This window comes from Streptomyces sp. NC-S4, assembly GCF_054353315.1.
In genome coordinates, this window is record NZ_CM135937.1 from 6,791,246 (window position 1) to 6,810,250 (window position 19,005).

At 72.6% G+C, this 19,005-nt stretch carries 13 protein-coding genes; 6 read left to right on the plus strand and 7 right to left on the minus strand.

All coding sequences use genetic code 11. The features are described 5' to 3' along the window. Positions 1-98 precede the first annotated feature (98 nt). From ACXNSR_RS30560 to ACXNSR_RS30575, 4 genes are all read left to right on the plus strand, one after another. Positions 99-974, plus strand: coding sequence for a peptidoglycan DD-metalloendopeptidase family protein (locus ACXNSR_RS30560; protein ID WP_458638577.1), 876 nt, complete (start codon positions 99-101; stop codon positions 972-974). Between the two features lie 86 nt (positions 975-1,060). Then, positions 1,061-1,837: an FHA domain-containing protein gene (locus ACXNSR_RS30565; RefSeq protein ID WP_458638578.1), complete on the plus strand. Its 777-nt coding sequence runs from the start codon at positions 1,061-1,063 to the stop codon at positions 1,835-1,837. Beyond that, on the plus strand, positions 1,834-3,222 hold the full coding sequence (locus ACXNSR_RS30570; protein ID WP_458643438.1) for a serine/threonine-protein kinase: 1,389 nt from the start codon (positions 1,834-1,836) through the stop codon (positions 3,220-3,222). Before ACXNSR_RS30565 ends, ACXNSR_RS30570 begins: the two co-directional genes overlap by 4 nt. A gap of 81 nt (positions 3,223-3,303) precedes the next feature. Then, positions 3,304-7,989, plus strand: coding sequence for a HEAT repeat domain-containing protein (locus ACXNSR_RS30575; RefSeq protein WP_458638579.1), 4,686 nt, complete (start codon positions 3,304-3,306; stop codon positions 7,987-7,989). Here the strand turns inward: ACXNSR_RS30575 and ACXNSR_RS30580 are convergent, their stop codons facing one another. The 6 genes from ACXNSR_RS30580 to ACXNSR_RS30605 all read right to left on the minus strand — a co-directional run bounded on the left by ACXNSR_RS30580 (position 7,990) and on the right by ACXNSR_RS30605 (position 15,326). Beyond that, positions 7,990-8,223 carry a hypothetical protein gene (locus tag ACXNSR_RS30580; RefSeq protein WP_458638580.1) on the minus strand — a complete coding sequence of 78 codons (234 nt, stop codon included), beginning with the start codon at positions 8,221-8,223 and terminating at the stop codon, positions 7,990-7,992. Then, on the minus strand, positions 8,224-9,873 hold the full coding sequence (locus ACXNSR_RS30585; protein ID WP_458638581.1) for a putative T7SS-secreted protein: 1,650 nt from the start codon (positions 9,871-9,873) through the stop codon (positions 8,224-8,226). Beyond that, entirely contained in the window at positions 9,870-10,514 is a 645-nt protein-coding gene (locus tag ACXNSR_RS30590; protein WP_458638582.1) for a hypothetical protein, read from the minus strand. Before ACXNSR_RS30590 ends, ACXNSR_RS30585 begins: the two co-directional genes overlap by 4 nt. Then, positions 10,511-11,008, minus strand: a complete 498-nt coding sequence (locus tag ACXNSR_RS30595; RefSeq protein ID WP_458638583.1) for a hypothetical protein — start codon at positions 11,006-11,008, stop codon at positions 10,511-10,513. The genes ACXNSR_RS30590 and ACXNSR_RS30595 overlap by 4 nt, the downstream gene beginning before the upstream one ends. A gap of 107 nt (positions 11,009-11,115) precedes the next feature. Continuing rightward, entirely contained in the window at positions 11,116-12,366 is a 1,251-nt protein-coding gene (locus tag ACXNSR_RS30600) for an erythromycin esterase family protein (RefSeq protein WP_458638584.1), read from the minus strand. Between the two features lie 1,790 nt (positions 12,367-14,156). Then, positions 14,157-15,326 (minus strand): magnesium and cobalt transport protein CorA, encoded by a 1,170-nt coding sequence (locus ACXNSR_RS30605; RefSeq protein ID WP_458638585.1) that lies wholly within the window; start codon positions 15,324-15,326, stop codon positions 14,157-14,159. Between the two features lie 161 nt (positions 15,327-15,487). Here ACXNSR_RS30605 and ACXNSR_RS30610 point away from each other — a divergent pair, with 161 nt between their 5' ends. Then, positions 15,488-16,627 carry a winged helix DNA-binding domain-containing protein gene (locus tag ACXNSR_RS30610; protein ID WP_458638586.1) on the plus strand — a complete coding sequence of 380 codons (1,140 nt, stop codon included), beginning with the start codon at positions 15,488-15,490 and terminating at the stop codon, positions 16,625-16,627. Between the two features lie 119 nt (positions 16,628-16,746). Further along, positions 16,747-18,453 carry an AMP-binding protein gene (locus ACXNSR_RS30615; protein WP_458638587.1) on the plus strand — a complete coding sequence of 569 codons (1,707 nt, stop codon included), beginning with the start codon at positions 16,747-16,749 and terminating at the stop codon, positions 18,451-18,453. 51 nt (positions 18,454-18,504) lie between these two features. On the opposite strand, the gene ACXNSR_RS30620 is transcribed toward ACXNSR_RS30615, so the two are convergent. Further along, a complete protein-coding gene (locus ACXNSR_RS30620; RefSeq protein ID WP_458638588.1) occupies positions 18,505-18,993 on the minus strand; it encodes a glutathione peroxidase in 489 nt (162 codons plus the stop codon). Between the last annotated feature and the right edge of the window lie 12 nt (positions 18,994-19,005).

Consider the following 19,005-nt stretch of genomic DNA (forward strand, 5'->3'; position numbering starts at 1 on the left):
TCGCAGCTACGAGGTGGTGCCGCCCGGGTCCCGGCCCCAGCATGGCGCGGGAGACCGCCCGTCCGGGCGCCGTCCACCGGGGCCGGGAGGGGAAAGACGTGCTGCGCTGTCCGAGCAGGCTGTGGGCTGTGGTGCTGATGTGCGTGGCGGGACTGGTGCTGGCGGGAGCACCCGCGCCCGCCGCCGTCCCCTTCCCCGCCTCCGCCTCCGCCGCGGCGAAGCCGCTGTTCCAGCTCCCCTTCCCGTGCGGGACCACCTGGCAGCTGAACACCTGGGGCCACAACCCGGCGCTGGACATCGTGGTGGAGGGCAACACCGGATCCGACGGGCTGCCCGTCCTTGCGTCCGCGGCCGGCACGGTGGCCGCCACGTACCGGACCGACGGCTCGGGCAACACCATCCAGATCAACCACGGCAACGGCTGGTTCACGGCGTACTACCACCTGAAGGACGACCCGGCGGCCTACGTCAAGAAGGGCGACCCCGTCCAGCCGTCGACCCGGATCGGCCGCATCGGCACCACCGGCGCCTCCACCTGGTCCCACCTGCACTACGAGCAGCGCTACCTCGCCTCCGGCGACTTCACCGACGAGAGCCACCGCGTCCCGGTCCACTTCGACGGGGTCGAGTACTCGGGCGACGCGAAGGAATGGCCGAGCGTCACCAGCCGCAACTGCACCGGCACCCCGCCCCCCGCCTGGCAGGACTGCCCGCCCGGCTACGTCTGCTTCTACTCGGGGGCGGACGGCACGGGCACCGTCTGCCGCTCCGCCACCGACGAGCCCCGGAGCACGTGCGGGTTGCGCAGGTCCTTCTTCAACAACGGCACCACGCAGCCGGGTTACGACCACGTGCAGGTGTACTTCCGGGAGGGAGGCAGCGCCTGCCTCCACCGCGGCTGGGACGAGGGGCGCGGCAACCTCCCCGCCGGAGGCCGGACCATCGAGCGCTTCGAGTGGCGGGGAGAGTGCTGAAGAGCGGCCGTCGGACAGGCCATTGTTGCGGGAACGATTGATTCCGCTGGCTAACCTTCCCCTGCACCTTCGGGGAAGGAAGCAGCGTGAACAGCATCATCGTGGTTCCGGGGCCCACCATGTCCCCGGCCGCACAGATCCGCCTGGCACCGGGGCAGACCCTCCGATTCGGCCGTGAACCCCTCCGCCGCACCAGCGCCGGCGGTGGCGGCAGCGGCCCGCACACCCTGCATGTTCCGCACACCGGCGTCTCGCGTTCGGCGGGGGAGATCACCGCCACGGCGACGTACTGGTCGCTCAGCAACTTCTCCGGCTCGGCGACGTACGTGGTCGAGAACCCCGAGGGCGCCGGCGAGCACATCAAGATCGCCCCCGGCCGGCTCGACGCACCGGTCCCGTTCGAGTTCGCCCGGCTCGTCCTGCCCGCCGGCTCCGAGCTGCTCACCCTGGACGTCTGGGCACCGCGCCACGACTACGCCGATCGGGACGATCCCGGAGAGCGGGACGGGGAGCCGACCGCGCTCCCCTTCCCGCTCGACCGCTCCAGCCGGTACTTCCTGGTCCTCACCGCGCTCTGCGAGCCGAGGCTGCGCGGCGCACCGCACGCGCCCCTGCCCACCGTCGAGCAGGTGGTCGAACGGCTGAGGCCCTCCTGGCCCGCGGCCAACCGCGCCGCAGTGCAGTGGAACATCGACTACCTCGCGGTCAAACTGCGCCTCAAGCCCGGCCCCGACACGGTGGATCCGGGGCCGCGGCTGGTCGGCAAGAAGGAGACCCTGGTCTCGCTGGCCCTGCGCTTCGACCTCGTCCGCGAGACCGACCTGGCGGCCCTGCCGGCCGCCCCGACCGGTACCGCCCGCTGACCGGGGAGGCCGGCCGCTCCGGCGCCCTCGACGTACCGGCCGGCTACCGCGTCGGCCCCTGGGCCGTCGGTCACCTGCTGGGGGCCGGCGCCTTCGGCAGTGTCTACGCGGCCCTGCGCGCCGTACCCGAGCCAGGCCTGCCCGGCCGCGCCGCGCTCAAGGTCCTGCCGACCGGCACCCGCACCCCCCGCCAGTTACGGCACCTGGTCGAGCTCGCCGAGCGCGAGACCGAGGTACTGCGCCGGGTGCGCACGCCCCGGCTGATCCGGCTGTACGAGGTGCTCACGGTCGACGACCCCGGCCGGCCCGAACTCGACGGCGCCACCGTCCTCGTCCTGGAGGAGGCGCAGGGCTCCCTGGACACCTTGCTGGCCGGCGGTGTGCCACCGGCGGGGCCCGTCCTGCTCACCCAGGTCTGCGAGGGGCTCGACCAACTGCACCGGGCGGGCTGGGTGCACGGCGACCTCAAGCCGGGCAACGTCCTGCTGATGGCCGACGGCACGGCACGGCTGGGCGACTTCAACATGGCCGCGGAGCTGGAGGGCACCCACGCCTACTCCCCGGCCTTCGCCACACCCGACTACACCCCGCCGGACCTGCTCTGGTCGGAGGTCGGCGAACGCGGTACGAAGATCCGCCCGACGGCCGACATCTGGGCCTTCGGCGTACTGGCCCACGTCGTCCTGACCGGCGCGCTGCCGCTGCCCGGCGGTACCCCCGCAGCCCGCCGGGACGCCGCGCTGCGCTACGCCAGGGGCGAGGAGGAGCTTCGGCTGTCGCCCGAACTCCCCGAGCCCTGGCGGGACATCGTCCGCGACTGCCTGGCCCGCAGGCACGAGGACCGGGCCGGGCACACCGCCGCGTCGCTGATGCGCCGGGTGGAGGCGGCGGCGGCCGCCGCGCCCGCCCCGCCCGCCGCACCCGTCCCGCTCGTTCCCGTCCCGCGCGTTCCCGTTCCGCGCCGGCGGCGCCGCGCGCTGCTCGCGGCCGGTACGGCGGCGCTCGTCGTCGGCCTGGGCGCCGTATGGGGCCCGGACCTGTTCCACCTCGGGGACTCCGCCGGGGTGCTGGGGTACGAACGGTGCTGGCGCGGGGCGGTCTGCTTCTTCTCGGAGGAGGACGGCCGCGGCGAGATGTGCTCCTGGGTCGACGGCGGCGCGGACTGGGTCGAGGGCCCGGCCCCCTGCCCCTGGACGGCCCGCGGCGCGCCGCGTTCGGTCTTCAACAACGGGTTCGACCTCACCGAGGGCGCGACCAAGGTCGACGTCGTCTACTACGGCCGGCCCGCCCAACAGGAGCCACTGGGCTGCGTGAAGGTGCGCACGAGAACCAATCTGAGCGGCACGGTCCAGCCGCGCTCCCACGCCTGGGTGCCGAACTGCTGAGTACCACCGGGGACACGGCGGGCCGCCGACCCGGGCACAACTCGTTGGTGGGGCGGTGAACGTGCCCGTTAGCATCCGACGATGATCACGCAGGCAGACGAGTCCTTCCGCGACGCGGTGCGTCGGGCCGACATCGGCCGGCTGGCCGGCCTTCTCGACGCGCGGCTCTGCGAGCCGGCCGTCTTCGCCCACCTCGTCCGGCACGACGACCCCGGCCTGCGCCACCTGGGGCTGGTCCTCCTGGCCGAGCGCGTCACATCGGGCCGGACGGACGACGCGCGGGAGATGGCCGAACTCGCGGGACTGCTGCCGGAATCGGTGGAGGGGCCGCCCGAGGAGGCGCTCGTCCTGGCGCGGCTCCACGAACGTCTCGGGCCGCATCGCCGGGGGCTCTCCCGGCCTGTGTGGCGTACGGCCGAACTGCCGGCACGGGTGCGGATCGCCTGGCTGCGCGCCGAGCTCCTCAACGAGCCGACGGCGATCCGGAAGGAGCCTCCGGGCGAGCTGCTCTACCAGGCCGTGCAGGATATGACCATCGCCTGCGCGCACCGGCCCGAGGAGCTGGTGAACGAGCTGGTGGGCAGCGGCGACCCGGTGCTGCAGGCCGCCGCGCTCCGGCTGGCCCGGCAGGGGCTGCACGCCGGCCTGCTGGCCCCGGCGCTGGTGCGCGCGTACCTGACCGACCTGCTCGGCGCCGACAGCGCCGCCGTCGTCGCCGCCGTACTCGGCGAACTCGCCGAGCCGTGGGCGGCGTTGGACCCCCTGCCGCCGGGGCGCCTGGCCCCCTTCCTCGCCGCCGGTCCGGTGACCGCACGACCCGGGGTGGCCGAGGCCGCGCTCACGGCCGCCGCTCATCACGGGCACCGCGCGCTGCTGTGGCAGGCCGCCGCCGACGAGGAGCTGGCGCCGGGTCTTCGCCGGCGCGCGATGGAACTGCTCGGCGACCTGGCGGACCGCGGTGACATCGGCGCGTTGTCGGCCGTCGCCGCGCGGGACCCCCTGCTGTTCGGCGCCCCGGCGGTGACCTTCCTGCGCGGACTCCACCGGCGCGGGCACTTCCCGGACGATCCGCACGTTCCGTCCGTCATCGGCCTCGCACTGGCCGATCACACGATCGCGCCCCACGAGGTCGCGACGATCCTGTTCACCTGCCGGCAGACGATGTTCCGGGTACTGGTGGAAGCCGACGCCGACGATCCGAGCTGGCCGCGCCGGCTCGCTCTGCTGGTCGCCCTCGCCGGACAGGGAACGGGGGAGCTGCCGATCGGGGACGCGATCACCCGGGTGCTGCCGTCGGCTCCCGCGCCGGGGCCGTTCCTCGACGCGATCCGCGCGCTGCGCCACGCGGCAGCCGAAGACGCCGTGATCGCCCTCCTGCCGTCCGCTCCCGCCGCGGCCCTGGACGCCCTGGAAGCCATCGGCGGGCACCGGACGACGACAGCGCTGCGGGAAGGCCTCGGTCTCGCCACGGCCGGGAGCACGGGCGCGATCGCACCGCACCTGCGCGCGGTGCGCGGCCGGGCCCTCGAGATCCTGTGGCATCTGACCCACGATCCGTCACAACGCCGTGCCCTCCTCGTCCGCCTCGATCCGGCGGACCTGCCGCCCCGCATCGCGACGGACCTCGGAGGCCCGGACGAGCGGGAACTCGCCCTCCTGAGTTCCCGTCCGGACCCGGACGACCCGGTCGCGGCACTGTGCGGGCTGGCCGCCCACGGCGGCGTCGGCACGCTTGCGGTCATCGCGGACCTGCTCCTGCGGGTCGTCGCCGGACTGGCGGAGTCCCGGGAAGGGGGCGCCGCCCCGCACCCCGGAAGCGGACAGCAGGCCTGGGAGCCCGTGGTACCGCAGGAGATCGTGGACGCCGTACACGGCCTGGGCCGCCGTCTCCACGAGCGGGGACGCATCAGGCCGACCTGCCTGCTCGACGCGGCGACCGCACGCGAGGCCGGACACGCACTCGTCGCGACCACGGTTCTGGATCTGCTGGACCGGCCGGGACTCTCGAGCGGCGAGCAGGCGATCCTGCTCGAACTCCTGCTCCGAATTCCCTACGCACGCACCCGCGCGAGGGTCCACCACCTGCTGCGGCACCGCGACCGGCACGTGCGCAAGCATGCGATCGCGCTGCTCGCCCGCGACGCCACCGGGGACGACGTGCAGGCGCTGTCGGCGTCCTTGATCGCGCTGACCGCGGCCCAGGACATCCAGACCGTCCGGCAGGCGCTGCTCGCCCTCGGTCACGCGCGGGCCCGCTGGGCCTCCACCGCCATCGCCGCATGTCTGGGCCATCCGAACATGAACATCAAGAAGACCGCCGCCGGGGTCCTGGCCCGTGCCGGCACGCCCACGGCGGTTCCGGCGCTGCTCCGGTGGCTCGGGCGCCACGACAACCCGGGCCTGCGCGGTGCGCTCGTCGAGGCGCTGCGCGCCGTCCTCGGCGACGCGTACCCGGCGACCGTCCTCGCCGCCGCCGAACACAGCGAGGACCGCCGCACCCGCGAACTGCTGCTGGAGGGCCTCGACCGCACCCTGCCGGCGCGTTCGGTCCTCGCACTGGACGACCAGGCGTCACGGGTCGCACCGACCCTGCTCGCCCTGGTGGCGGCCGGCCGGGTCGGCCTCGCCTCGGGCACGGTCGAGGAGCTGTCGACAGCCCTGGCCGCGCACGGGATCACCCCACCCACCGCGCCGCACCCGGCGGCGGACACCGGAGCGGACCTCGACGTCGCGTCGCTGCTGGCCGAGGGCTGGAATCCATGGGTGGCGCTGCGCCTCGCCGAAAGCCCGGAGCGGCCGCGCCCCGGGCGACTGCGGCTGCTGCGGCCCATGCTGGCGGACTGGCTTCGCCTGGCCGGCTCCGAACCCGCCGCCCGGGGCCGCGTACTGCGGCTCACCCTCCGGCTCTGCCCCGCACCGTGGTCGACCGGGGAACTGACGGCCTTCGCCCGGTCGGCCGGGGTCCTGCTCGACGGGCTCGCCGAGGCCTCGGCGGAGGACCGGCACGACCTCGTCACGGTCCTCGAAGCGGTCGCGCCGACCGTGCCGACGGCCCTGAAGCCGGCGGCCGCCGACGCCGTACGCGCACTGCCACCCGTACCCGGGAGCCCGTCCGTACTGCCGCTGCTCCGCGGCCTCGGCGCGGTGCTGGTCCGCGCCGACCTCGACCGGGCACTTGCCGCGGCCCGGCGGGACGCCGACCCGTGGCAGGCCGAGACCGACGTACTGCGGGACGCGTTCAACGCCCCGCAGTCCCCCCTGGCGTCGGCCGGGGCCGGGGCCGGGGCCGAGGTCGCGGCCGAGTCCGAGGCGTGGCGAGCCGCGCTGGACGCCGCGGTGCGCACACCGGACTCCGCGGAGCGGGTCGGCCGGCTCCGCCGGCTCCGCCGGCAGCGCGACGGCATCCCGGGCTCCCGGGACCGCCTGAGCGCGCTGATCGATGCCTACGCCCCGGCCGGCCCCGAGACCCGCGCCGTCCTCGTCGACTGGATGACGGACATCCAGCCGCTCGACGCACCACCCTGGACCATCGCCGAGGCCGTCCACGCGCCCGCGCCGCGACCGCGGACCGTGCGCATCGACGACCTCGACCAGCCCCGTTCGACCGCGTTGCGGGAGCGCCTGCTGGCCATGTTGCGGGCATCCGCCGCGGATCACCGGCACACGGCGGCCCTGGCACTCCTGGAATGGCCCGAGCCGGAGGCCGGGCTTCCCGTGCTCCGGGCATTCCTGCGAGGCCGCATCGACGTACCGGTCGGGGCAGGCCTCGCCCGCGCACTGGGCGCCATCGGCGAGGGGGAACTCCGCGCGGAGGACATCCTGCACGACAGGGTCGCCCTGGTGGCGGGCCGGCTCGCCCCGGGGGACCTGGAGCCGCTCGTCCCGCTCCTGCTGGAATGGTGGGAGCACGACCGGCCGCCCGGCGGCGCCGGGGTGGGGCAGGCGTTGCGCCGGGTCCCCGCCGACGTGCTGGCCGAGCGGCTCGGCGGCCGACTCGCCGCCGGTGCCTGGGGATTCCTCGACCTGCTCCGGGGGCGCCCCCTGCTGCGCACCCCCGCGCTGACGCAGCTCTGCGGGCGGCTGCGCGCCGAGGGACGCGAGGACCTCGCGGACGGACTGCTCCTCGTCGAGGGTCCGCTGCGCCGTCCGGACGCCGCCGCACGGCAGGACGCCGCCGTACTGGCAGCGCTCCGTGACCGCGACGGTGGCCGTGACCCTGACCGTGACCCGGCGGGGCCGCCGTCCCGGCAGGAGCTGCTGGACCTGGCCCGCGGCGGCGACCCGGTGCGGGTACGCCAGGCACTCGCGCGACTGGCCGAGGGGCACGTCGGCCCCGAGCCGGACCAGGACCCCCGGCTGAGGGAGCTGATCGAAGAGTTGCTGCGTCATCCCAAGCCCGGGGTCCGCCTGCACGCCCACCGGACCTCACGGGCCGTGCTGGACCGGCAGACCTACCTGCACCACACGTCGGTCCTGCTGGACGACCCGCAGCCGGAGCTGGTGCGCACGGCGATCCGGATCCTCTGCCACGCGAACTGGGCGCCCGCGATGCCCGCCCTGGCCGGAATGCTGGAGCACTCCCACCCGGTCGTCCGCAGGGCCGCGGCCAAGGGGCTCGTCGACATGGGCGAGCCGGCGATACCCGCCCTCAGACACGCCGCCGTCCACGCCCGCCCCGACAGGCGGTCCCGCTACACGGAGGTCCTCGAACAGATCACGGCACGCCGGGCGGCCGGAGGGGAGGACGGGGCCCCGTGCCCTCGGTGATCAGCTCACGCTCATCCCGCGCTCCGGCCACACACCCCGCTCCGTGTGCAGCGCGTTGAGCTTCCGCGAGGCCTTCAGGAAGGTGTAGTCGACCTGTTCGTCCTGGACCGTCGAGGTGCAGGACGCCTTGTCCATGGTCAGCCGCCGCTGGAAGCGGTCGGGGTCGTCACCGAATTCGTATTCGACGACCTCCTCGGTCTCCGAGACCTTCCGGAAGTACACGATCGCAGCCATTCACCATTCCCCTTCGATGTCTTCCCGCTTGTCCTGCGGTCCGGAGTCCTGCCAGTTGTGCGTCTCGTTCGCCACTCGGTGCGCCTCCTGGTAGGTGGCCCCCGGGTTCTCGCGCAGATACGTGAGCTCGGCGAGCTCGTGCTCCAGCAGCAGCCGGTCCTCCGGCAGCGCATTTCCCGAACGCAGCCGGATCCACGCGTCCGCGATCTCCGCATCCGCGTCGAACTTCCGCATCACGACACCTCCCGTCTCGTAGTCCACGATGGGATGTTCCGTGTCGAAGACGTGCTTCTTCACCGCCGCGATTTCCTCCGGGGTGAACCCGGTGGAGCCATTGTCCCGGGCCAGCCCCTGGGAATGTCCGCTGATCGCTTCGATGTCCCGGTCGCTCTTCATGAAATCCGCGTACGCGTCCTCCGCCCACCGGGTCTGGGCCGGGTCGTCGAGGAGCTGCCGGGGCCGCCTCCTGCCGCCGGTCAGCCATTCGTCCGTGTGCCGCAGGCCCGTACTCGCTGCCCCCTCGAGCCCCTCGCGTGCGGCCACCCGCACGCCGGCCCGGGCGCCGCCGAAGCCCTTGGTGCCGATGAGTTCGGGTACGAGCCGCCCCAGGCCCTCCGACGGGTCGTTCTTGAAGCTGTCGATCAGCGCGCCCGGGATCCGCTCCGGATGCGCCGCCGTCGACACCAGGCCGGCCAGGGTCATGTTGAGGTTCTGCTGGTACTCGGCCGGGTGGGTCAGGTTGTACGGGTCCATCGGGTTCAGGCCGCGCGCGAAGTTGACCAGGCCCGCGGTGCCCTTGACCACACCGCCGACGAAGTGGTTGAGCTCCACCGCCTGGCCGCCGTAGTAGTCGGCGATCCCGGCCAGCGCCCGGTCCGTCGCCGAGGGCTCCTTCGGGGCGTGCTCCAGCGCCGCGTCCATCGCCTTGGCCACGGCCCCGGCGGCCTCGTCGCGCTGCCTGCGGGCCTCTTTGAGGATCTCGTGGGCCCGCGTGCCCTCCGCCTTGCCCACGTCGACCGGCTTCTGCGGCTCCGGTCCAGGATCCCGGCCGGCCTTCGCGGCCTCGTTGTAGGCCCCGGCCTTCGCCGCGTAGTCCTCGTGGGCCTCCTTCGCGGCCTTGACCGCCGCCTTGTACAGGTCGATGGCCTGCTGCGCCTGCTTCTGCGCCCACTCGACCGTCTCCGCGTACCGGTTCAGGGCGCCCGCCGCCGCCTCGCAGGCGTCGGAGGCGTGCAGCCAGTCCTTGGGGTGCATCGCGAACTTCTCACGGAACGCGTCGGCCGCCTGCCCCTTCCAATGCCCCGAGTCCAGCGCCCGCATGCCCTGGCCGACCCGGTCGAACGCCCCCTGGAAGTCCTTCAGGTGCTTCGCCGACTCCCGGATCTTCGCGGGCTTGCCGTGCACGAGCTCGTTCGCCTGCTCGCTCTGACCGAGCTGCTGCTCGCCGACCGAAGCACCCATGTCCGAGGCGAAGTCGTCGCCCCAGTCCTCGACCTTGTCCGCCCAGTCGTCCGCCCCGACGTACTCCAGGCCCGCGCCGATCCCGTCGGTGGCCTTGTCGACGCCCTGGCCGACGACCTTCTTCGCGCCCTCCCAGCCGTCGTCCAGCTTCTCCAGGCCCTTGCCCAGGAGCCCGCCCCAGTCCGTCACCGGTGCTCACCGCCCGAGGGCTGCTCCTGCGGCTGCGGCGCCGGACCGACCCAGTCCTCCACCGCCGCGTCGACCTCGTCCCGCATCCCCGTCGCGTCGACGATCTGGTTGCTGAGCAGGATGTCCGAGCTGTTGACGTCCCGCACCGCGCCCTTCCAGGCCTCCTTGCTGTTCTCCCGTGCCCGCTCGAAGGACTCCGCGCTGTAGTCCGCGTCCCGGATCTGCGTGTACGGGTTGTCGGAGAGGACTCCGCCCCAGTCCTTCGCGATGACGTCCTTCTCCGACGCGTACGGATTGCCCATCGCGGAGTTCGTCAGCACCTTGAAACTGCCCTGGATGTACTGGTCCTGCTCGTGCATCACACCCGCCGACAGACCCACGTCGAACGCAAACTGGTTCCCCTGCTGCACCAGCGCCCGCACACCCCACTCCCAGCGCTCGCAGAACGTCTTCATCGAAGCCGTCAGGCCCTCGTGCCCGCTCTCCATGCCCGACAGCGCCAGATCCGTGAAACCCCGCCCCATGCTGGCCGAGCCCACCATCCCGAGCTCCTTCAGCTCACCCAGCGTGTCCGTGATCCCCTGCGCTATCTGCCCCAGCGCCTGTTTCGAGACATCGAGGTCCGACCCGTCCCCGCTCACGCCGTCTCCTCCCGTACGTCCCCGTCGAGCCCGTCGAGCGCCGCACCGTCGGGCACCAGCCCCCGCACCGGCGGGAAGACGATCCCGTCCGGCCCCGCCACGTCCAGCGCCACCCCGCACGGGAAGTCCAGCGCCGGGATCACCTCGTCCAGCAGCCGCGCCCCGACGATCCGCCGGTACGGCCACTCCCGCTCGGCCTCACCGCGCGCGTCGGCGAACCGGGCCAGCGTCTCCAGGCCCGAGAACGCACAGATCCAGTCCAGCCCGCCCAGCTCCGCCGTCCACAGGCCCCTGCGCTCGTCCAGCGGCACCAGCACCACCCGGCTGCGGAAATCCGCCAGCCGCTCCAGCACCGCCTCGCGCGCCGCCCCGGCATCCACGACGGGGCCGCTCTCCGGCTCACGCACCCGTGGCGCCGGCTCCAGCGGCACCCCCGAGTCGACCCGCTCCGTCGCGGCGGCCCGCAGCCGCCCCCACTCCTCGTCGAAACCCACCCCAAGGCCTTCCCACCGACGCTGAACCGCACTTCAGGTCCCGTTGCAGACGAACGATTCTGCCCGAGGCGCCGAAGCACACCAACATCACCTTCCGCGAAAGGGCCTCAGCCCTCCGTCGGGGGCAGCAGGTGGGAGCAGGTAGAGCGGGCCACGAACGCGATGCCGTCGTAGTCCTCGGCGGGGACGAGCGGAGCCGTGTTCAAGCGGTAGGTGAACCGCTGGACGCCGGCGCCGAAGCTGCGCTGCGCGTGCGGGGCGTGCAGCCAGGGCGCGGCGCCGGCGGGTGACCCCGGGGCGCGGAGGTCCGCGTAGTAGTCGCCCGGTACGGCGTCCGCGAGCAGGGCCTCCACGGAACGGAAGCCGGTGCCGATGCGGTGGCGCACCGGCGGGCTCCGGAGGTCGTTGCCCCGGCGGGCCAGGAAGGAGCCCTTGCCGAAGAGGAGGGCCAGCGCGTAGTAGGAGTCGCCGTACCGTTCGCGCAGTCCGCTGCCGAGGGCCGGCACCTGGTCCCCGTACGTGCCCTTCGCGATGTGCCCGTTGTGCGCCCAGACCATGACGCGCGCCCCGGGGTCGTCGTCCACGAGCCGTGCGACGGCCTCGGCCATGTAACGGTCACGCGCGGCGTACACGCCGTCCTCGCCGTCCTCGCCGGCCGAGGCGGCGAAGGGCCGGGCCACCAGGTCGGCGGCGCGGACCAGGATCCGCGCGTGTTCCAGGGCCTCGTCGGCGCCGTCGCCGGGACCGGACCGCTCGACGTGGTCCGCGACGAGGCGGGCGATCTCCTCGGCGCGCCGCATCAGGGCCCTGTCCGGGTCCGGAAGTGATCCCGGGCGGGCCCGGGCCAGTACGTCCAGGGCGCCGACGCGCCCGGCCCGATCGGGCGCCGCCCGGCGCAGGAAGGCGGCGACGGCCTCGACCGAGTCCGCGCAGAGCTGGGGGTCCGTTCCCACGAAGCGGATCCGGCGCTCTTCGGGCAGGTCGCGGTTGTGGGCGCGCAGCCACTCGACGAGGTCGACCATCTCGCGGGTGCGCCAGGTCCAGAAGCCCAGCCGGGCGACGAGCCGTTCGGGCGAGCCCGTGCCGTACCGGACGTACGCGTCGAGCGCGCGGGCGGCGGACTGGCTGGCCTCCATGGCGAGGGCGGTGAACCCCTCCTCGCGGACCAGGAACTCCACGATGCGGTGCTTCAGCCGGAAGAACTCGCCGGTGCCGTGCGTGGATTCCCCCAGCCCGACGATCCGTGTCCCCCGCAGGGCCTCACCCAGGGGCCTCAGATCCTCCACGGGCGCGCCGGCGGTCAGGCTGCTCAAGGGGCGGGCATGCTCGTTCAGCCATCGGGCGATGTCGCCGGGCACCGTCTTGCCTCTCCTCCCGCGTCAGGCCGACACGCGGTCACGCGCCGACCCCTCACACCCGTTCACGGCCGCGAGGACCTCGTGGAGATCCCGTACGGCGTCCGGTCGGCCATCCCCGGAATACACTGCCGCGCCGCCGACGACCACTTCTTTCACCCCGGCCCGACCGTATTCGGCCAGCTGCGCGGCTGCGCTCTCGCAGCCCGATTCAGAACGAGGAGTGACGGCCCCCCTGACGCCGACCGGTGACCGGAATCTACTGCCAAGTACGCACGTACAAAGCCATGTTGCTCCGGAACACCCCTTCGGCGCCCGTGCTCTGACCGAATTCAAGGACGACCCCATCTATGCCGTGGCCGGGGACGGCGAAAGCAATCACAAATACGCGATCGATTCCACGAACCACAGCGGCTGATGGATCAGCAGATCGTCAAGCCCTCCGGTATCCGGCACTCAGCGGAAGAACGACAATTAGCTTGCGGGTAGCCTTGCGCCCAACTGGTCATTCGCACTCCTCCGGACGGCGAACGACGCCGTGGGAAGGCTGTGGGACCGCTGCGACATCGCCGCGCGTGACGTGACCAACGTGTGGGTCGTTCTGCGATCCGACCCGGGGGGCCACCCGCCGTTCGTTGTTCTCACCTCCATGCCACCGACAAGACGCTGCACCCGTACTGCGCACTTGGAGAGTTGGAGTAAGGCCCGTGACCCGGATTGATGCCACCTCGTGGAGCAGTTCCCTGCGGGCCCTTTTCGGGGAGGGCATGTTCGCGGCCGTGGGCGCCCGGAGGCGCGACGACTGGCGGCTGGACGCCCTCGACGTCATGCAGCTGCGGACGGACGATCCGCGTGGCTGGTCGAAGGTTGCCGCGGCATCGGGAGGGGGCAACTACGGCACCGGCCCGGACAGCCCGTTCAGTGCTGTCGCCACGGCCTGCCCCGTGTCCAGGAGGGGCGCCCAGCAAATCCTGGCCACTCTCCAGGGTGAGTGGTTCCAAGCAGAGGACATCCCGGATTTTGATGCGCGAAGGGCCGAACTGGCCTCGCACGCGGAGACGATCCTGGAGAGATTCGGAGAGGACGCGCTGTTCTTCACCAATGCGGCGACGGCGCGATGGAATCCCCATGCCGATATGTTCCGTCGAGAGGGCGCCTATGAGGGCTTCACCAGCCACGTAACGGACTGCGGTGTGATTGCTCTCTCCGTCAAGGAAGTAGGAATCGAGGTGCACTCATTGCACCTTTGGTCCTCATCTCGGCCAGCCCGGCGAATGGCCGCACACTCGACGGCATCGACGTCGAGCAGGTGCTGGAGCCGTGTGAGGGTCAGGGGTTGGGATCGCCGCTGTGGCCGAAGACCAGGGCGGCTTTCACCGTGTCCAGATGCTCAGGACACGAGAAGTACGCCTTCCGCCTGCGGAACAGGCCCCCTTGCGGAACGGCACCCAGGCGCCCGTCACTCGTTCGGGGTTTCGTCCTGGCCTTCGGTTCAGCGGGCCCGGACGACCCCAGCCCGCTCCGGTACCGTTCTGGACGCGCCATCCGCGAATTCGGCTACGAGCCCCCTTCAGGAACTCGAACCCGCGGCCTCTGAGCTTTTCCCCAACCTGCGCTGGGCGACATGACGTGTCACTGAAAGCGGTTGACGGCACGGGCGGGGCAGCGGGGAGCGTGGGGGAGTGGCCTGCAGGGGTCGGCTGCGCATTCTCCCCAGATTCTCCCCAGGGGCCCTGCGGGCCGCTTCTATGTGTTCCCAACGGCCAAGTTGATCAATGGTGGTGATGTGCGGTCTACAGCCAGTCGCGCTTCTTGAAGATGACGTAGAGGCTGACGCAGACCACCGCCATCAGCAGGATCGCGAAGGGGTAGCCGCCTGCCCAGTGCAGTTCCGGCATCACCTCGAAGTTCATGCCGTAGATGGTTCCCACCAGGGTGGGGGCGAAGAGGATGGCGGCCCAGGCGGAGATCTTCTTGATTTCCTCGTTCTGTTCGAAGCCCGCCTCGGCCAGGGTGCGCATTTCGGCGTTCTGTTGTTGGGAGACCAGGGTGGCGTTGACCGTGAGGATCTCCGTGAGGGCCTGGCGGAAGCCGTCGACCCGTTCGCTCGTGTGGGTCACGTGGTCCGCCACGTCGCGGAGGTAGCGCTGGAGTTCCTCGTCCGTGCCGTACTTCGCGAAGCCCGCCATCAGGCCGTGGAGCATGCCCACCAGGGGGCGGGTGGAGCGTTGGAACTCGACCATTTCGCGAGAGAGTTCGTAGGTGCGGCGGGAGACCGCGGGGTCGCCGCGGAAGACCTCCGTCTCGATCTCGTCGATGTCCGTCTGGACGCCCTCGACGACCGGGGCGTAGCCGTCGACCACCGCGTCGAGGATGGCGTACAGGGCTGCTTCCGGGCCGAGGGAGAGGAGCTCCGGGTTGCCCTCCATCCGGCGGCGGACGGCGGACAGGTCCGGGGCGCCGCCGTGGCGGACCGTGATCAGGAAGTCCGGGCCGACGAAGATGTGGAGCTCGGCGAAGTCGACCTCCTCCTGGGCGTCGAGGTAGCGGGCGGCGCGCAGGACGACGAAGAGCGTGTCGCCGTAGCGCTCCAGCTTGGGGCGCTGATGGGCTTCCAGGGCGTCTTCGACGGCGAGTTCGTGGAGGTTGAACTCGGCTGCCAGGGAGTGGAGTTCCCCTTCCGTTGGGCGGTGCAGGCCGATCCAGGCCATCCCGTCGGGCTCCTCGCGCAGCTGCCGGAAGGTCTCGGCGAGGGTGGCGGGGGAGGCGATGCGGCAGCCGTCCCGGTAGACGGCCGAGTCGATCACGCTGCGGTGGTCCGGGGGAGCGGGGGCCGCCGGTGCGGGCCGCGGGGCGGCCGGCGGTGCCGCCGGAGGGGCGGAGGCCGGGGCGGCGGGGCGTCGCCAGCCCGTGCGCTTCGCGGCGGACGGCGAGGGGCGGCGGCGGTCTGGGCGCTCCGGCATCGCAGGTCGGCTCCCGGTCGAACGTGTGTTTACGGGCAAGGGGAAGGATATAGGGGATATCGGGGAGAAAGGGGTGGGCGGAGGGGTTTCCGGCCTCCTCGGCCCGCTCCGGTTCGGAGTTGCGGACGAAAGCTGTCCGCAAGGGGGCCTAGTTTGCTGTCATGGCTTCCAGGACGACACACCCCGTACTCGGCACCCGTGCTCTGAACCGTGCCACGCTCGCCCGCCAGTTGCTGCTCAGCCGCGCCCGGATGTCCGCGGCGGACGCCGTCGCGCACCTGCTCGGGCTGCAGGCGCAGAACGTGAAGCCGCCCTACTTCCAGCTGCACGCCCGGCTCGCCAGCTTCCGGCCGGCCGAGCTGGCCGGGCTCATGGAGTCCCGCGAGGCCGTCCGGATGGTCACCATGCGGTCGACGATCCACACCCACACGGCCCACGACGCCCTGACGCTGAGGCCCCTCGTCCAGCCCGCCCGCGACCGTGAGATCGGCTACTTCCGCAAGGGGCTCACCGGCGTGGACCTGGACCGGCTCGCACGGCGCGCCCGCGCCTTCGTCGAGAGCGAGCCGCGCACCATGGGCGAGATCCGCGAGGAACTGCTGGAGGAATGGCCCGACGCCGATCCGCAGTCCCTGTCCGTCGCCGCCCGCTGCCGGCTGCCGCTGGTCCAGGTCACCCCCCGCGGGGTGTGGGGGCGCAGCGGCCAGGTACGGCTCACCACCGTCGAGAACTGGCTCGGGAAGCCCGCCGGTGCGGCGCAGCCCGTGGACGAGGTGGTGCTGCGCTACCTCGCCGCCTTCGGGCCCGCCTCCGTCAAGGACATGCAGACCTGGGCCGGACTGACCCGGCTGCGCGAGGCCTTCGAGCGGCTGCGCCCGGGCCTGCTCGCCTTCCAGGACGAGCACGGGGTGGAGCTCTTCGACCTCCCGGACGCCCCCCGCCCCGACGCGGACACCCCGGCCCCGCCCCGCTTCCTGCCGGAGTTCGACAACCTCCTGCTCTCCCACGCCGACCGCACCCGCGTGGTGGCCCCCGAGATCAAGGGGCGCACGTGGACCGGGAACCAGGCCCACTGCACCCTGCTCGTGGACGGGTTCCTCGCGGGCCTGTGGAAGCTGGAAGGGCGGGCGCTCACCATCGAGCTGTTCGGCCCCGTCACGGAGGCGGCGAAGGAGGAGATCGTCGCCGAGGCGGAGCTGATGGTGGAAGGGATGGCGGGGGAGGATGCGGGGGCGGAGGGGGCCGACGGGGCTGGCGGGGCCGGGGGTGCTCTGGTGCGGTTCGCGGCGATCAAGGCCTGACCCGCGTCCCCGGACGGTCCCGGGCGGGGTTCCGGATGGCCCCGGACGGCCCCGTACGGTCAACTCGCGGCTGACGCCGCACTGGTGGTCCGTGCACCGGAGGCGGCACGATGCCCGTCATGACGACCGAGAGCACACAGGACGACGCCACCGCCCGGTTCCTGGCCGCCCGGGACTTCCTGCTGGAACGCCGCGGCGACTACGAGGCCGCCCACGCCGGATTCACCTGGCCCCGCCCCCACCGCTTCAACTGGGCCCTGGACTGGTTCGACCGCATCGCCGCCGGCAACGACGCCGACGCCCTGCGCATCGTCGAGGAGGACGGCAGCAGCCAGGTCCTCACCTTCGCGGAGCTCGCCGCGCGGTCGGGAGCCGCCGCCAACTGGCTCCGCGGGCAGGGCGTCGAGCCCGGCGACCGGATCCTGGTCATGCTCGGCAACCAGCGCGAGCTGTGGGAGGTGATGCTCGGCGCGATGAAGCTGCGCGCCGTCGTCATCCCCGCCACCCCGCTGCTCGGCCCGGCCGATCTGCGCGACCGGGTCGAACGCGGCCGGGTCCGCCACGTCATCGTCCGCGCCGGGGACGCGGCCAAGTTCGACGAGGTGCCGGGCGGCTACACCCGGATCGCCGCCGGTGACCAGGTCCCCGACGGCTGGCTGAGGCTGGCGGACACGGCGGGGGCCGACGGCGATTTCACACCGGACGGCGAGACCCTCGCCACCGACCCGCTGATGCTGTACTTCACCTCCGGCACCACCGACCGCCCCAAGCTCGTCGAGCACACGCACGCCTCGTACCCCATCGGGCACCTCTCCACCATGTACTGGCTCGGGCTGCGCCCCGGCGACGTGCACCTCAACATCGCCTCGCCCGGCTGGGCCAAGCACGCCTGGTCCAACCTCTTCGCCCCCTGGAACGCCGGCGCGACCGTCTTCGTCCACAACTACACCCGCTTCGACGCCGAGCGGCTGATGGCCGAGATGGACCGGCACGGCGTGACCACCTTCTGCGCCCCGCCCACCGTGTGGCGGATGCTGATCCAGTCCGACCTCACCAAGCTGGCCAGGCCCCCGCGCGAGGCCGTCGCCGCCGGGGAGCCGCTGAACCCGGAGGTCATCGAGCGGGTCCGCGCGGCCTGGGGCGTCACCATCCGCGACGGCTTCGGCCAGACCGAGACCACCCTCCAGGTCGGGAACTTCCCCGGGGTGCCCGTCAAGCCCGGCTCCATGGGCCGACCGGCCCCCGGCTACGAGATCGTCCTGCTGGACCCGGTCACCGGCAAGGAGTCCGCGGACGAGGGCGAGCTCTGCGTGGACCTGCGCACCCGGCCCGCCGGGGTGATGACCGGCTACCGGGACGACCCGGAGCGCACCGCCGAGGCCATGGCCGACGGGCTCTACCGGACCGGTGACATCGCCGCGCGCGACGCCGACGGGTACCTCACCTACGTCGGGCGCTCCGACGACGTCTTCAAGGCCTCGGACTACAAGATCAGCCCGTTCGAGCTGGAGAGCGCCCTCCTGGAGCACGAGGCGGTGGCCGAGGCCGCCGTCGTCCCGGCCCCGGACGCGCTGCGGCTGGCGGTCCCGAAGGCGTACGTCACACTGGCGGGCGGCTGGGAGCCCGGGCCGGAGACGGCCCGGGTGCTGTTCGAGCACTCCCGCGCGGTGCTGTCCCCGTACAAGCGGATCCGGCGCATCGAGTTCGCCGAGCTCCCGAAGACCGTGTCCGGCAAGATCCGCCGGGTGGAGCTGCGCGAGCTCACCGCCGCCGGGTCGGCGGGGGAGTACCACGAGGCCGACCTGGACCGGGCCGACCCGGAGTGAGGGGGAGCGCCCCCGGGCTGCCGCGCCCGCGCAGCAGCCCGTACGGGAGCACTACGCGGGCAGGTGCGCCTCGATCGCGGCGATGACCTCGGGAGCCTCCGGCTCGGTGCGCGGGCGGAAGCGCGCGACGACCTCGCCGGCGGGGGAGATCAGGAACTTCTCGAAGTTCCACTGGATGTCCCCGGCCTCGCCGTCCGCGTCCGGGGTCTTCACCAGCTCCGTGTAGAGCGGGTGCCGGTTCTCGCCGTTGACCTCGGACTTCTCCAGGATCGGGAAGGTGACGCCGAAACCGGCCGAGCAGAAGGTCTGGATGTCCTCGGCGTTGCCGGGCTCCTGCTCGCCGAACTGGTTGCAGGGCACGCCGATGACCGTGAAGCCCTTCTCCTCGTACGCGAACTGCAGGCGGGCCAGTCCCGAGTACTGGGGGGTCAGCCCGCACTGCGAGGCGGTGTTCACCAGGAGGATCACCTTGCCCTTGTGGGCGGCGAGGCTGGTGGGCTCGTCGGACAGCGTGGTCAGCGGGATGTCGTACAGGCTCATCGGGCTCTCCTG

Excerpts from the sequence above, each read along its gene's own strand:
- ACXNSR_RS30575 (WP_458638579.1), top strand. The coding sequence starts at position 3,304 with ATGATCACGCAGGCAGACGAGTCCTTCCGCGACGCGGTGCGTCGGGCC.
- ACXNSR_RS30580 (WP_458638580.1), bottom strand. The coding sequence starts at position 8,223 with ATGGCTGCGATCGTGTACTTCCGGAAGGTCTCGGAGACCGAGGAGGTC.
- ACXNSR_RS30605 (WP_458638585.1), bottom strand. The coding sequence starts at position 15,326 with ATGCCGGAGCGCCCAGACCGCCGCCGCCCCTCGCCGTCCGCCGCGAAG.
- ACXNSR_RS30610 (WP_458638586.1), top strand. The coding sequence starts at position 15,488 with ATGGCTTCCAGGACGACACACCCCGTACTCGGCACCCGTGCTCTGAAC.
- ACXNSR_RS30615 (WP_458638587.1), top strand. The coding sequence starts at position 16,747 with ATGACGACCGAGAGCACACAGGACGACGCCACCGCCCGGTTCCTGGCC.
- ACXNSR_RS30620 (WP_458638588.1), bottom strand. The coding sequence starts at position 18,993 with ATGAGCCTGTACGACATCCCGCTGACCACGCTGTCCGACGAGCCCACC.